This window comes from Bifidobacterium sp. UTCIF-1 (genome assembly GCF_006408915.1).
In the GTDB taxonomy this organism is placed as follows: Bacteria; Actinomycetota; Actinomycetes; order Actinomycetales; family Bifidobacteriaceae; genus Bifidobacterium; species Bifidobacterium reuteri.
On record NZ_JFAG01000008.1, the window covers coordinates 116,340 to 130,662 of the forward strand.

At 61.0% G+C, this 14,323-nt stretch carries 11 protein-coding genes; 3 read left to right on the forward strand and 8 right to left on the reverse strand.

Annotation, left to right across the window (positions count from 1 at the left end):
- Window positions 1-9: 9 nt before the first annotated feature.
- The 5 genes from BW09_RS04910 to BW09_RS04930 all read right to left on the reverse strand — a co-directional run bounded on the left by BW09_RS04910 (window position 10) and on the right by BW09_RS04930 (window position 5,950).
- Window positions 10-1,308, reverse strand: coding sequence for a glycoside hydrolase family 125 protein (locus BW09_RS04910; protein ID WP_044088793.1), 1,299 nt, complete (start codon window positions 1,306-1,308; stop codon window positions 10-12).
- A gap of 307 nt (window positions 1,309-1,615) precedes the next feature.
- The gene (gene fucP, locus BW09_RS04915; protein WP_140464768.1) at window positions 1,616-2,998 is read right to left on the reverse strand and encodes an L-fucose:H+ symporter permease; all 1,383 of its coding nucleotides are present in this window, start codon (window positions 2,996-2,998) and stop codon (window positions 1,616-1,618) included.
- A gap of 180 nt (window positions 2,999-3,178) precedes the next feature.
- Complete coding sequence (locus BW09_RS04920) at window positions 3,179-3,568, reverse strand: VOC family protein (protein ID WP_044088794.1); 390 nt, start codon at window positions 3,566-3,568, stop codon at window positions 3,179-3,181.
- A 202-nt stretch (window positions 3,569-3,770) separates the two neighbouring features.
- Window positions 3,771-4,667: a carbohydrate kinase gene (locus BW09_RS04925; protein WP_140462387.1), complete on the reverse strand. Its 897-nt coding sequence runs from the start codon at window positions 4,665-4,667 to the stop codon at window positions 3,771-3,773.
- A gap of 68 nt (window positions 4,668-4,735) precedes the next feature.
- A complete protein-coding gene (locus BW09_RS04930; RefSeq protein WP_140464770.1) occupies window positions 4,736-5,950 on the reverse strand; it encodes an ROK family transcriptional regulator in 1,215 nt (404 codons plus the stop codon).
- A gap of 274 nt (window positions 5,951-6,224) precedes the next feature.
- Here BW09_RS04930 and BW09_RS04935 point away from each other — a divergent pair, with 274 nt between their 5' ends.
- Complete coding sequence (locus BW09_RS04935; protein WP_140464772.1) at window positions 6,225-7,145, forward strand: ROK family protein; 921 nt, start codon at window positions 6,225-6,227, stop codon at window positions 7,143-7,145.
- 70 nt (window positions 7,146-7,215) lie between these two features.
- Here the strand turns inward: BW09_RS04935 and BW09_RS04940 are convergent, their stop codons facing one another.
- Window positions 7,216-8,340 (reverse strand): ROK family protein, encoded by a 1,125-nt coding sequence (locus BW09_RS04940; RefSeq protein WP_140464774.1) that lies wholly within the window; start codon window positions 8,338-8,340, stop codon window positions 7,216-7,218.
- A 369-nt stretch (window positions 8,341-8,709) separates the two neighbouring features.
- Here BW09_RS04940 and BW09_RS04945 point away from each other — a divergent pair, with 369 nt between their 5' ends.
- Entirely contained in the window at window positions 8,710-9,981 is a 1,272-nt protein-coding gene (locus tag BW09_RS04945; RefSeq protein WP_140464776.1) for an N-acetylglucosamine-6-phosphate deacetylase, read from the forward strand.
- 148 nt (window positions 9,982-10,129) lie between these two features.
- Here BW09_RS04945 and BW09_RS04950 read toward each other — a convergent pair whose 3' ends face one another.
- Complete coding sequence (locus BW09_RS04950) at window positions 10,130-10,651, reverse strand: NUDIX domain-containing protein (RefSeq protein WP_140464778.1); 522 nt, start codon at window positions 10,649-10,651, stop codon at window positions 10,130-10,132.
- A 330-nt stretch (window positions 10,652-10,981) separates the two neighbouring features.
- Window positions 10,982-12,577: an aminopeptidase P family protein gene (locus BW09_RS04955; RefSeq protein ID WP_044088802.1), complete on the reverse strand. Its 1,596-nt coding sequence runs from the start codon at window positions 12,575-12,577 to the stop codon at window positions 10,982-10,984.
- Between the two features lie 165 nt (window positions 12,578-12,742).
- Between BW09_RS04955 and BW09_RS04960 the strand changes: the two genes are divergently transcribed.
- Complete coding sequence (locus BW09_RS04960; RefSeq protein WP_258184995.1) at window positions 12,743-14,152, forward strand: TrkH family potassium uptake protein; 1,410 nt, start codon at window positions 12,743-12,745, stop codon at window positions 14,150-14,152.
- Window positions 14,153-14,323 lie beyond the last annotated feature (171 nt).

A 14,323-nucleotide genomic window follows, 5' to 3' on the forward strand; every position in this document is an offset into this window, starting at 1 on the left:
CGTCGTTGATCACCGCTTGACGCGGATGTCGAAATAGTCCATGACCAGCTCGCAGAACATCATATTCGACCAGCTGAACCACTCGCGCGTGTACTTCGTCGGGTCATCCACATCGATGCCTTCATGCATCAGATGCGTGCCGGCATCGGTGGCCACGAGACGGTCGAGGATATGGGCCTCGTACTCCTTGTCTCCGCTGGTCATCGCCTCGACCGCCAGCGCGATCGGCCACACGTATCTCGGCGGCGTGTGAGGGGAGCCGATGCCTTTGAGGTACGTGCCCTCGTAGTAGTAGGGGTTCTCGTCGCTCAGCAGCGTGCGGCGGGTGGCTAGGTAGGTCGGGTCGTCCGGCTCGCAATATCCCAGATACGGCGCGGCCATGAGGTCGGGCACGTTGCTGTCGCCCATGATGTTGTAGTGTCCGAGTCCGTCGGTCTCGAAGGCGTAGATCGTCTCGCCGTTGCGATTCCTGGTTTTGCCGTAGGCTTCGATACCGTCGTGCACCGCGACGCGCAGCGCATGGGCGCGCGAGACGACCTGCGGGTCGTCGAGGATGTCGCCGCCGAAGATGCGCTCCAGGTAATCCATCACCACGACCACAAACATGTTCGACGGCACCAGATAATGGTAGGTGCAGGCGTCGTCGCTCGGACGGAAGCCGGACCAGGTCATGCCGGTGACGGCCACCGGGGTGCCTCGGCCGTCGTTGTCCAAGGATTCGGTGGGGATGTCCGTGTCGCGGATGAAGAAGTACGGAGAGCGTGTATGGTCCTGTTCGGTTTCGAACACGTCTAGGATTTTGGCGACGCCGTCCACGAACTCCTGGTCGAACTGGTCGGTTCGTCCGGTGTTGGCGTACAGCAGCCATGCGAGCTGGATCGGATAGCACAGGGAATCCACCTCGTACTTGCGCTCCCACAGCCAGGGGCTGGAGAAGTTCGACTGGTCGTTGGGGTCCCATGTGTGCCCGTTGGGTTCCTCATTGAAGGCGTTCGCATACGGGTCGATGTTGATGTAGCGGAACTGCTGTCGCACCAATCCGCAGATCATGTCGGCCAGCTCCGGGTCGTCCTTGGCGATGACGAGATAGGGGCGGACCTGCGCGGTGGAATCGCGCAGCCACATGGCGGGGATGTCGCCGGTCAGCAGGAACGTGGTGCCGTCCTCGTGGCGCTTGACCGTGGTGGTCAGGGTGTTGGCGAAGCAGGCGTTGAAGTTCTCCGCCCAATCGGCATGTTCGCTGCCGCACAGGTCGGTGATGTGACGCATGAAGTCCTGCACCGACTTCGGTACTGCGATATCTGTCATATGATCCAACTTCTTTGTCTTGGGGATACTCGTATGGAACACGGATTATTCTAAACCGCTTTAGTTGTTGACACGCCAACGTTTTCGCAACTCTTCCGTTGAGCTGCATTGGTGCTGGACTGCTGCCATGCTGCTGCCATGCTGTCGTTGCGCCAAAGGTTCTCGCCATAAGAAAAGCCCCGCCAAGGCGGGGCTTGAACAGTGGGGCTAGGATAGCGGGGCTAGGATAGCGCGGCCGGGCAGTGGGAACCCATTTGTCGAATCAGGGAACCGGAACTGTCAGCAGATGACTGTCAGCAGATGATGGTCAGTTGGCGATCTCGCCCTTTTCGGTCATCTCCTTGAGCTGTGCCGGGGTGTACTTGTCGCGCTTGAATTCGGAAACGAAGTACAGGCCCACGATCAGCAGCTCGATGGCCGGCAGGATGAACGAGAACTGCATGGTGGTCGCATCGGAGAGCGCGCCCTGAGCCATCGGCAGGATCGCGCCGCCGACCAATGCCATCACGATGATGGCGCCGGCGGTCTCGGTGTGACGACGGTCCTCGACGGTCTTGAGCGTACGCGAGTAGATCGTCGGCCAGCCCGGGCCCAGCAGCAGGCTCACAATCACCGCGAGCCAGACTGACGCCATGCCGGGGACGAACGCCGTGCCCACGAGCACCACGAAGCCTGCGATCATATAGACTGCGAGCACGCGGGTCTCGCGGAACTTGGACAGCAGATAGCTGGCGGAGATACGACCAACGAAGAAGATGATGTAGCTGACGATCATGTAGTTCGCGGCGTCACGGTCGGTGATCGGCGCGCCCGCCTTCTCGGATACGTTGAGCGCGAGACGGATCGTGAACGACCAGATGCCGGTCTGGGCGCCGATGTAGATGAACTGCACCAGGATGCCCTGCCAGAAGCGTCCATTATGGGCGAGGTACGTCATGGTCTCGCCCAACGTGGCCTTGGCCACATCGCCGGACTTGGTCTGCGGACGGCACTTGGGGAACTTCACGATCGCGAACAGCACTATGAACAGCAGCATGATGGCCATGACGACCATGTACGGCTGCAGGGTGCGCCCAAGCTGTTCCGAAGCGAGGTCGATGGCGGCCTGCGGATCGGTCTTGCGCAGCTTCTCCATCTCGGTGTGCAGGTTGGAGTCCTGGAACACCAGATACTTGCCGAGCAGGATGCCGGTGAGCAGACCGAGCGCGTTCATGGTCTGCGCCACGTTCAGGCGAAGTGTGCTCAGACGCTTCGGGCCGAGCAAGGTGGCGTAGGTGTCGGCCGAGGTCTCCAGGAAGCTCAGACCGATGGCCTCCACGAAGATGGCGAACAGGAAGACCTCGTAGGTCACGAGGCGCGAGGCGGGGAAGAAGATGAAGCAGCCGAGCGCGAAGAACGCGAGGCCGGTCATGATGCCGATCTTGTAGCTGGTCTTCTTGATGAACAGCGATGCGGGGATGGCGATGATGAAGTAACCGGCGTAGAACGCGCTCTGCACGAACGCGGTCTGCATGTCGGACAGCTCGAAGACGGCCTTGAACTGGGTGATGAGCACGTCGTTGAGGCTCGAGGCGATCGCCCAGAAGGCGAACAGCACCGAAGTCATCGCGAACTGCAGTACTGGCGTACGGTCGAGGTATCCGTCGGGGCTTTCCACCCACGCCACTTTCTTGGATGAGGTGTTGTCCATGATTGTGTATCCCCTAGTTATGTATCCCTTAGTTGTGTATGGACGTGAAGCTGTATTTCGATTGATATGGGCGAATACGCGCGGCGATGCGGCATTCGCATGCGGTGATGGTATGGATGCGGCTTCGGACGACAGCTCTGGGGCGGTGCAGGTCCCGGAGCCGTCGCCGTCGTAGGCCTGTCACATGATCTGGCAGAACTCGATGACCTCGTGGTTCGGGCCCAGGACGTTGAAGTATCGGATGCCGTGCTCCCAGAACGTGTCGATGTGCTGGATGGAGCCTTCCACGAAGTCAAGTCCGAGCTTCTGGGCTTCGGCGAACGAGGCTTCGATGTCGGTGGAGTCGAGGGCGAAGTGGTTGATCGCGCCGTTCTCCATCGGGGTCGGGTCCATGGTCCACACTTCTAGCGTCAGATTGTTCAGACGCAGGAACGTGCAGCGGTCCTCGCCGTTGGGATAGATGCCGAGGCATTCGAAGCCGAGGCGCTCGTAATAGGCGATGGTGCCTTCGAGGTCGGTGGTGGGGATGCCGACGTGCTGGACTCCGGTGACGGTGTCGCGAATGGACATGGTTTCTCCTTTGAATTGATGGTGGGTTGATTGTCGTTGATGTTCCAGAGTGGAAGAGAGCGACCTCGAACGAGGTGCGAAAGGGGCGCCGTTGTCCCTTCCACACCTCGACCGAATGGAATCGCAGGTCAGAGGGACCGCGATCCTTTTATGGGATATGGGTTGTGTATTGGTTGGGTTGGTTGTGCCGGAGGGATGTCGGTCACTTGCCGGCTTCGGCGAGGTAATCGGGCATCTGCTCCGGGTACGCCGGCCATGCGCCGGACTGGGTGCACACATAGGCCGCGGTGTTGACGGCCTTGCGGTGCGCGACCGCGAGCGGATCGCCCAGCAGCGTGCGTGCGGTGAAGGTGCCGGAGAAGGAGTCGCCGGCACCGACGGTGTCCACCACTTCGACATGGGGGGTGTCCAGCGTGGAGGACTCGCCCTTGCGGGAGATGATGGTGGAGTAGGCGGAGCCTGCGGTCAGGATCACGTAATCCAGGTTGAACTCGTCGAGGAACCAGCGGGAGGCGTCCTCGCCGGAGGTGCCGCGGATGTCGAACATGTCGCGCAGCAGGAGCAGCTCCTCATCGTTGATCTTGAACACGGTGGCGTAGCCGAGCAGCTCCTGAATGAGCTCCTTGGAGTAGTGGTCGCCGCGCAGGTTGATGTCGAAGAACTTCATCGCGCCGGGCTTGGTGTGCTTGAGCAGCTCGGTGATGGTGGCGTGGGTCTCGGGGGAGCGCAGTGCCAGGGTGCCGAAGCAGATGGCGTCCGCCTTGGAGACCACGTCGATGAGCTGGCGGGTGTACAGGATGTGGTCCCATGCCACGCCCTTGACGATGGTGTATTCCGGGATGCCGTTCTTCAGAGCGACTTCGACGGTGGAGGTCGGCCAGGCGTTGCGCTGGATCACGGTGTTGATTCCGGCTTCGTCTGCCTTGGCGACGAGCTCGTCGCCAAGCTCATCCTCGCCCACCGCGCTGATTGCCCAGCCTTCGGCGCCATTCTTCATCGCGTGATAGGCGAAGTTCACGGGGGCGCCGCCCGCTCGTTTGCCGGTTGGCAGCATATCCCACAGCAGCTCGCCGAGGCTGAGGACGATTGGGGTGGTCATGGTTGGTTCCTTTCATTGGGTTGTGATCAATGCGTATAAAAAATCGTTTAGTGGCGCGAATCCTGCACCTAGGAGACATCGAAGAACACCGAGGGGTGCTCTAGGAATTCCGTCACCGCCACGGCTGCCGCGCCGGAGACGGCGGCATCCGCGGACAGTGTGGACAGCGTGATGGAGGTGGATGTGAAGATCTCGGGGATGGACCGTTCTTTGACCGTGTCGAGCACGGTATCCAGAAGCATCGTGCCTGCTTCGGCCACGATGTCTCCGATGATGATGTGTTCCGGGTTGAAGCCGTTGAAGATGGTGACGCATCCGTAGCCGACATACCGTGCTATGGATTTGACCAACGACACGGCCTGTGCGTCGCCGTCCTGGGCCTTGGCGAACAGTGCCCGTGCCGCATCGGTGTGTGTCATGACGGAGGCTTCGGGGATGACGGTGCCTTCTTCGATGAGCATGGCATGGATGGCCGGGGTGGAGCAGTAGCGCTCCAGGCAGCCGACGTTGCCGCAGTCGCAGGGTTTGCCATTGACGTCGATGGAGATGTGCCCGATTTCCGTGGCCGCGCCGAGGTGGCCATTGATCAGGCGCCCGTTCTCGATGACCCCGAGTCCGACGCCTTCGCCGATGAGGTAGTAGGCGAGGTTCTCGTCAGATTTGACTGCCGGGTCGAACAGGAAATGGGCCAATGCGCCGGCGCGGGCGTCTTGCTCGACGAACACCGGCACACGGAAGGCGGACCCGAATTCATGCACGAAGTTGATTCTGCGCCAGCCCTGCATGCTGGACACCACGGCGGTGCGTCCCTCGTTGCGCAGGTATGGTCCTGGCACGGCCATGCCGATCGCCACAATGGTCGGATCGGTGTCGATCAGTTCGGCAAGGCGGCGGTGGATGATGATGGCGGTGTCGTCGATGGTGTCGTCGTATACGGTGGGCAATGACTCCAGGGAGATTGCGTTGCCGCGAAGGTCGAATACGCCGATCTGCACCAGCGAGCGCGCGAATTTCACGCCGATGATATGGAACTGGGTGGTATCGAGCTTCAGGCCGATGGACCGACGGTTTTTGGAGCCTTCGATGTCTCCGGTCTCCTCGATGACCCCCGCCTCGATGAGACGCGCGGTGATTTTGGTGATGGCCGCGGGGGTCAGATCCAGTGCCTTGGCGATCTGCGCCCGGGAGCTGATGCCGTGGTGGTACAGATGCTGAAGGATGCGGGAGCGATTGGACTCGGAGACGCTGGCCTGCGAAGTGGCGTGTTTGGCTTCGAATGCCATGGGTCCTCCTTATCTGCTCCCTTGCGAGTGATCACGTCCGCTCGTCGTCGAACATCATCTTTGAATCTGAACTTGATTAAGATATTAACGTTGTTAATTGATTTACGCAATCAATTAACAACGTTCGGCGTGTCGCGGAATCGTGTGCTGTTTGCTAATTTGTTAAGAATGTTGTCAATACTCCGGGGCACACTGGGATCATGGATTTGCGCATGGAATCGTGCGCGTATGCATGAAACGCGTTGGTTCAACGGAGAGCTAAAGGAGCCGGACCATGATTGAGCAGGTCGACAATGCGAATAGGAGCCGCATCGGCGTTGATGTGGGTGGCACGAAGATCGAGGCGGTGCGGTTGGACGCGTCCGGCCTCGTGTGTGAGTCGGCGAGGATTCCCGCACGGCCGGGCAACGAGGCCGTCATCGAGGACATCGTGTCCGCGGCCGCACGGGTGTGCGGTGGCGATTTCCAGCAGGTGTCCTCCATTGGCATCGGTACCCCCGGACGGGTGGATCATCGGACCGGACACGTGGACAACATCGTCAACCTGTCGGTGACTTCCTTGGACATGGGACCACTGGTCGAAGCGTGTACCGGAGTCTCGACCCATGTGGAGAACGACGTGAACGCCGCCGCGTTGGGCGCGGCTGCGGTGCTAGGCGGGACTCCGGGGCTTCCCGGCACCGTGGCTTTCCTGAACTTCGGCACCGGACTTGCTGCCGGTCTGGTGCAGGATGGTGTTGTATTGCATGGATTCAGCGGAGCGGCCGGGGAGGTGGGGCATATCCCCGTCGAGCCTCATCGCTTCAAGTGCCCATGCGGACAGTACGGCTGTCTGGAAACGGTATGCTCCGGTTCCGCAGTGGCGCGTCTATGGCCTGAGGCCGACCCTGCGATGCCGGACCTGATCCGACGTGCGAGGAAGCGCGAGGCGAAGGCCGTGGATGTGCTGGACATGGTGGTTCGGGCCATCGGAGACACGATTCAGATCGTGGCTCAATCCGTGGATCCGGACGTCATCGTGCTCGGCGGCGGCATGGCGAAGACCGGTAAGCCCCTGGTCGAGGTGATCAGCTCGGAACTGCGCCGTAGGGAGGGGCAATGCCGGTTCCTGGCGGGATTGGATCTTCCGGGCCGGCTGCGTCTGGCGCCGCTGGACCGACCCGTCGGCGCCATTGGCGCTGCGGTCGCGGTCTGAGGGCAGGGCGCATGCGGCGTTGAGGTGATGGCGAGACTGGGCTGTGCCGGATGCGGATTGCGTGGAGCGCTCAGTAGCCGAGATAATCGGAGAGCACGGCGATCGCCTCGCCTTGGACGGTCATGTCTGCGCCGCATTCGCACCGTCGCACGATGGTGTGCTTATGGAATGTCGAGGATGTGCTGGCGTCAAGGTACGACTGCGTGGCATCAATGAATGTGTCGTTGACGATGTCGGGCCATCCATAGACGCAGACGTCCGCCATATCCAACAGACCGACCGGCATGGAAAGCGCCTGTCCGAGGTGTCTGCCGGCTTGGCTGAGGATGGCGATTCGCTGGCGCTCGCTGGCGTTGGCCAGCTCTTTCCTCAGGATGCTGCCTGAGATCATGGTTTCCAGACAGCCGCGCTTGCCGCAGGGGCATTTCGGACCGTCGAGATCGATCGATATATGGCCGATTTCGCCTGCCGCATGCATTTCGCCGGTGACGGGCGCGTCGTTGATGAGGATGGAGGAGCCTATGCCGCTGTCGATGCGTACGAACAGCATGTTAGGGTCCCCCTGCCCGAAGAACCGTTCGGCGAGCATCGCGGCTGTGGCGTCATTGGTCACGGTCACGTCGATGCCGAAGGTGTCGAGCAGCGGTTCGGCGAGATTCAAATCGTGCCATCCGCGCAACGTGGAAGTCCTGACGATACCTCCGTCCACCACGCCCGGTGATGCGATGCCGATGCCGATGACCTCTCCTGATGCCATTGACAGCATCTTCTCGATGAGTTCGCTGATCGTCTCGATGGAGACCTGGGTGTCTTCCTTCACGGTGATTTCCGCGTGACGCAGCGACTGTCCGAGAAGATTGGTGACTGCGCCATGCAGGATGTGCTCCTGTGCCAGATCGAGGCTGATGATGTTCAGCCGGTCGATGTCGACGCTGACCAGCGTGCCGCGTTTGCCTTTACCGCCGCTGGGGGCTTGCCCGGTCTCCCTGAGTAGCCCCTCGCCCAGCATCTGGTTGACCACGTCCGAGACGGCGACCCGGCTCAGTCCTGTGCGGCGCCCGAGTTCCGCACGCGAGTACTGGTTGGTGGGGAACAGCAGCGAGAAGATGAGCCTGCGGTTGTTCCTCCGGACGTCTGCCGGCGAGGCCTTGGCCGGGCGGATCGGTGACGGTGAGGCGACTCCAAAGAGCGACATGCATTCCCCCTTCTGGATGAACATGTGGTCCGTGCAACGGCTTCCGGTATTGTGCGTGAGGGCCGTGTGATGAAGTCCGTTCACCGTTGATTCTGTTACGAAACTTCACTAACGTTTAACCAGTTTACCTCAGATCTCCGGCGCGCATGCGCTGAAAACACCGGTTTCAAGCAAGTCCAAAATTGTAACTAACATTAACAAAAAGGAGCCAGCGTGCCTTCTGGTGCGTCAGGGCGAAGCGTAGCAGAATGTGATGTGGAAGTTGCCATCGCACACGTACCGGATGCTGTCGTCGAAGATGGCCGGCTGCGGTTCCAAGGGCGATACGCATTGAGTGCCTGCGTCATATGCAGGGAAGGAGCATGAGACATGTCGAATAGGACCGAGACCGTTACACGGGTTACCGCTGCGCTCGAAGGCGCGCCGTCCGCGTTTGCCGTCCGCAACGCGCGCAAAGTGGATGCGCGCGGAGAACGCGGCGAATATTGGATGGTGGCCGATGCGTCCGGCGTCATTGTGGCGACCGGAACCGATGAGAGCGCCTTTTCGGAAGCCTGCGCCGCTGCCGGGGTCGCCGATGATGGTTCGGTGCTGGATGCCGATGGCCGCATTCTGGTTCCGGGCTATGTGGACATCCATGCGCATGGCGCTTGGGAGAAGAGCTTCGATGACGGTCCGGAAGGCATCGATGTGGCGCGTACCGGCCATGCCGTGCACGGCACCACCCGACAGGTGCTGTCGCTGATCACCAATCCGGTCGACGTGATCTGCCGCAACATCCGCACCGTGCGGGACAAGATGGCTTCCGGTCGTCCGGATATCCTCGGATGCCATCTGGAGGGGCCGTTCCTCGCACTGGCGCGCAAGGGCGCCCATGACCCGAAATGCCTGAAGGATCCGGTTCCCGAAATCGTCGATGAGATGCTCGAGGCGTCCGGCGCGGCTGATGGCAGCCGCGGATGCATCCGCCAGATCACCATCGCCCCTGAACTGCCGCATGGCATTGGAGCCATCCGCCAGTTCGCCGCCGCCGGAGTGATCCCCGCCGTGGGGCACTGCGATGCCGACTATGAGACGGCGCAGGCAGGGTTCAATGCCGGGGCGGGCATCATGACGCACATGTTCAATGCGATGAACGGGCTGCATCACCGCAACCCGGGCCCGATTCCAGCTGCCGTGGAGGATCCGCGCGTCACCATCGAACTGATCAATGACGGCTTCCACGTGCAGAATCCGATGGTCAAGCTCGGATTCGGGTTCGCGCCACACCGCATCGCCTTCGTGACCGATGCCATGGCCGCCACCGATTGTCCGGATGGCGCCTACAAGCTGGGAGAGTTGGATGTGAATGTGGTGGACGGCCACGCACGACTGGTCTCCAACGGCGCCATCGCCGGCTCCACGCTACTGCTTGAGGGTGCTGTGAGCCGTGCCGTGAATGAGCTTGGCATCAGTCCTGTGGCCGCGGTCGAGGCCGCGACGCTGACGCCGGCGAAGGCTTTCGGCTTCGACAGGCCCAACGAGGTCACCGGAGCGCCGATCGGCCTGATTGCGCCCGGTTTCGCCGCCGACCTCAACGTGCTCGACCCACTGACCTGGAAGACCGAGCACGTCTGGTGCGCCGGTCGTCGGATCAAGTAGCAGGAGAAGCGGTTCCGATTTCCTCGGGATATTGACGACAACGGGGTTCCCCTCAGGCGATGGGAACCCCGTTGTTTCGAACGTGACTGGGAGTGCAGATCCGATTCCGATAGCCGATATCGGTATTGCAGCCGGTGTCAGTCCGCTATCAGTACTGCTCGCCGTCGAACTGGAACAGGGCGTGAGCGTCGCCGTGCTTCTTGTTCTCGAGGTAGCGGTTGAACAGCTGCAGGCGTTCAACGGTACTCGCCGCCAGTGGCTGGGGGAGCGCGTCCAGATCGAACCAGCCCACGTTGAGGCTTTCCTCGTCGCCGACGAATGGCTTGTCATTGCCTCCCGGCTTCACCGTGCAGAGGAACGAATGATCCATATACATGGTGTTGTCGCCGTTGGCGTAGGTGATGACCTTGTCCGATGAGGTGACCGCCACCAGATCGGTGACGACGGCATCCACGCCGGTCTCCTCCTTGATCTCGCGCACCACCGTGTCCGCCGGCTGCTCGCCAGGCTCGTTGATGCCATAGACCATGGCCCACTCGCCGGTGTCCGAACGACGGCCCAGCAGCAGCTGTCCTTGTTCGTTGAGCACATAACCGGTCACGCCGTTGAGCCAGAGGAGATCATGGCCGATTTTCTTACGTAGTTCGAGTACGAATTCCGGAGTTGGCATGTCATATCCTTTCGATCGGCCATGATCCTTCGCGGCTGCCTGTGGTGCAGCCGCTCACTTCGCCTACGGTCAGCCCACTGGGCTGCCCGTTTGACGGCTCAGCATGGCCGATTTTCTTCCTCAGTTCGAGTACGAATTCCGGAGTTGGCATGTCATTTCCTTTCGCAGTAATAGGGCAGCAAGGCTCCCTCGCTAGTATCCTGCATCAGAGGTTCATTGATGTTATTCTTGGCTCCCCTTGTCAGGGGAGCTGGCCCGTGAAGCGGGTCTGAGGGGTAGTCCATGCGTCAGCGAATTGTTGACGCATGAACTGTAGGGAGCCTCATGACGTCACTTGGAAGCGGCGGCGCGCTCGGCCATCCACTGTTCGACCTCGTCGATCTGCTTCGGGATGCCTGCGGACATCCATTCGGGGCCGTGCTCGGTCATGAGCACGTCATCCTCGATGCGGATGCCGATGCCGCGGTATTCCGGCGGGATGAGCAGGTCATCCTCACGGAAGTAGAGTCCCGGTTCGATGGTGAACGCCATGCCTGGACGAATCGGCGCTCCCTGATAGGCCTCGAAGCGTGCCTGCGCACAGTCGTGCACATCGAGGCCGAGATGGTGCGCCACTCCGCATGCAAGCCAACGGCGATGCTGCTGGCCTTCGGGGGACAGCGACTCCTCCACGCTGACCGGCAGCAGACCCCATTCATGGAGACGCTCGGCGATCACGCGCATGCAGGCATGATGGATATCCGAGTAGGTGGCGCCTGGCTTGGCTGCCTCAAAACCGGCCTGCTGGGAATCCAGCACCGCCTGATACAGGCGCTTCTGCAAATCCGTGAACTTGCCATTCGTGGGGAAGGTGCGGGTGATGTCCGCAGTATATAGCGAATCGACTTCGACTCCGGCGTCGACCAGCAGCATGTCACCGCTCTTCACCACGCCAGTGTTGCGCATCCAGTGCAGAATCGGGGCGTGCGGGCCTGATGCAACAATGGAATCGTATCCTACGGTGTTGCCCAGTTCGCGGGAGACCGCGTTGAAAGCGCCTTCGAGGATGCGCTCGGAGCGGGGCTTGTCGAGAGCGGAAGGGAGCGTGGCCAGCAGCCGGTCGAATCCCTGCTTGGTGGCGTCCACTGCCTTGCGCAGTTCACCGATTTCGTAGGAGTCCTTGACCATACGGGCTTCGGCCGCGAACTCGTGCAGCTTGTCGTCGGCGGCCGAGTTCTTGTCCGGGTCATCGGAACCGTTGGCTTCGCGAATCGACTCCACCAAGGAGGTGATGGCGGGATCGGTTTCGCGGATGACGTGCACGCGAACGGCACCGGCCTCCGGGCCCACATCCTTAGACAGGGCGTCAGCCAGTTGCGCGATATCGTGGGTCTCGATACCGGTCATGGCGGTCATTTCCTTGAGGCCGGCGCGAGGGCCTACCCAGTATTCGCCATAATGCGCATTCATGAAGAAATCAGTGGTGGAATTGTCGGCGCGCGGCGCCACGAACAGTTCCGGAGTATGTGTACGACCCGCTTTGGCTTCAGGGGAGTCAGGGTCCACGGGGTTCAGCACCAGGACCGCGCCCGCCTCATAGTCCATGCCCAGGCCGCTGTAATAGGCGAACGTGGTATCCGGACGGAATGCGTAATCGCAGTCGTTGTTGCGTACCTTCGGCTGGCCTGCGGGGATTACCAGACGCTCGCCGGGGAACGCCTTGCCCAGCGCCTCGAGACGCTGAGGAGTGAACTTGGAAGATTCCAGCGGCTTGATGTCCGGTTCGTCATCCGCCCAACCGGTCCTCATGAACTCCTTGAACGCTTCGGAACGTGGACGGAGCGATCGATTGTTCACGCGATCGCTCATGTCCTGATCGTTGCCGGGTGCGTTTCTGCGCTCCTCGGCCTCGTACTCCTTGTCCTTGTCCGTGATCACTTCAGTCATGAACGCTCCTTATACGGTTCGTTGTTGATGGCATTGGCTCCCATAGTAGTCCGCGATGCAACGACGGATGCGGTATTGGGGGTAACAGTCCAAAATACGCCACTCGACTGTATGGGGCGGACGATGGCTTCGGCCTTGTACGGCGTCCGGATAGGATGATGCATTGTGGAGGCAAAGCGCAAAGCGAATGACGGAGTAGGGCGGTTCCATCAGCCACGGCCGAATGCCGGGCTGCCGCTGCCGGAGCGTATGCTCAGCCATCCGGGTCTGCTCACCATCGTCTATTTTCTGGGGCTTGTCGCCCTGATCACGGTATTGCTGCTCATTCCTGCAGCTTCACGCGAGCCCGGCTCCACATCGCCTTTGGTCGCCCTGTTCACAGCGGTCTCGGCCCTTTCCACCTGCGGCATACCGGTGGAGAACACAGCGACCCATTGGACGGTGTTCGGTCAGGCGATCATTCTCGTGGGCGTCCAGCTCGGCGGGCTTGGCGTGATGACGTTCGCGGCCATGATCACCTTGTTCCTGAACCGGAAAATGAACATCTCCCAGCAGCTGCTGACCGCGCGCGAAGTCGGCGTCACCAAGCTCGGCGAAGTCAAAGGCGTGCTTGCCGTGGTGTTCGCCACCACGTTCATCATGGAGGCGGTCACCTTCGCCGTGCTGCTACCCAGTCTGCTGAAATTCACCGGATACCGTTGGCGTACCGCGATATGGGAGGCGTTGTTCTATGCGGTCTCCTCGTTCAATAACACCGGCTTCACGCCGGATGCCTCCGGCCTGTACATCAACAGTTGGTCGGTGGGCATGCCGGTGATGATCAGTGCATTCCTCGGCACACTCGGTTTCCCTGTGCTGCTGGAGATCGGGCGGTCGATTCGCCGCCGCATCGCCCCTCGTCGATGGAGCCTGCACACCAAGCTCACGTTGGCCACCACCTTCCTGCTGGTCGGTGTCTCACTGCTGTGGTTCCTGGCCGACGAGTGGAACAATCCCGCACTGTTCGCCAATTCGGATGCTTCGGAACGATTGCGCGGTGCACTGTCCGCCGCGGTGATGCCGCGCTCCTCCGGTTTTGACCTGTCGTGGGTTCCGTGGGTGAGCGATGAGACGAAGCTGTATATGAGCGTTTCGATGTTCATCGGCGGAAGCTCCTCCTCGACTGCGGGCGGTATCCATGTGACCACGTTCGCAGTGCTGATGCTCACCATGATCACCACGTTCCGTGGCCGTGATGAGGTGACCGCATTCCGCAAGCGCATTCCCGGACGCATTGTGCGTTCGGCCATCAGCATGACGATGGCATGCGCTCTCGTGGTGTTCGTCGCATCTATGGCATTGATGCAGGTGACCGGTCGCTCCCTGACCGACGCCTTGTTCGAGACCTGCTCGGCCTTCAGCCTCGGCGGATACACGGTAGGGGTCGCGGATGCGAACAACCCTGCCACCATGCTCATCCTCGCATGCGTCATGTTCTTCGGGCGCATCGGTCCTATGACCATCGTCTATGCCATCAACAAAACCCGTGAGGCCGTCGCCATCCATTACCCGGACGAATCCGTGTCCGTAGGCTGAAATTCTCCCTCACTGCTCTCCCTCCTGTCTTCCCGCCTTGCCGCCTGTGGCGATTGTCCTCAGCGATTCTCCGCCGTTCCATCCAATTGGGGGATACCGGCGCGCAGGAGCTTCATGTTCAATGGCGTCTTTTCATAGACTTCGGCGTACGTCAGATGCACTATCTCGCGG

Bases quoted from the DNA above. Each gene is read 5' to 3' on its own strand.
- BW09_RS04950 (WP_140464778.1), bottom strand. From the start codon at position 10,651: ATGCCAACTCCGGAATTCGTACTCGAACTACGTAAGAAAATCGGCCAT.
- BW09_RS04940 (WP_140464774.1), bottom strand. From the start codon at position 8,340: ATGTCGCTCTTTGGAGTCGCCTCACCGTCACCGATCCGCCCGGCCAAG.
- BW09_RS04955 (WP_044088802.1), bottom strand. From the start codon at position 12,577: ATGACTGAAGTGATCACGGACAAGGACAAGGAGTACGAGGCCGAGGAG.
- BW09_RS04920 (WP_044088794.1), bottom strand. From the start codon at position 3,568: ATGTCCATTCGCGACACCGTCACCGGAGTCCAGCACGTCGGCATCCCC.
- BW09_RS04935 (WP_140464772.1), top strand. From the start codon at position 6,225: ATGATTGAGCAGGTCGACAATGCGAATAGGAGCCGCATCGGCGTTGAT.
- BW09_RS04910 (WP_044088793.1), bottom strand. From the start codon at position 1,308: ATGACAGATATCGCAGTACCGAAGTCGGTGCAGGACTTCATGCGTCAC.
- BW09_RS04930 (WP_140464770.1), bottom strand. From the start codon at position 5,950: ATGGCATTCGAAGCCAAACACGCCACTTCGCAGGCCAGCGTCTCCGAG.
- fucP (WP_140464768.1), bottom strand. From the start codon at position 2,998: ATGGACAACACCTCATCCAAGAAAGTGGCGTGGGTGGAAAGCCCCGAC.
- BW09_RS04925 (WP_140462387.1), bottom strand. From the start codon at position 4,667: ATGACCACCCCAATCGTCCTCAGCCTCGGCGAGCTGCTGTGGGATATG.
- BW09_RS04945 (WP_140464776.1), top strand. From the start codon at position 8,710: ATGTCGAATAGGACCGAGACCGTTACACGGGTTACCGCTGCGCTCGAA.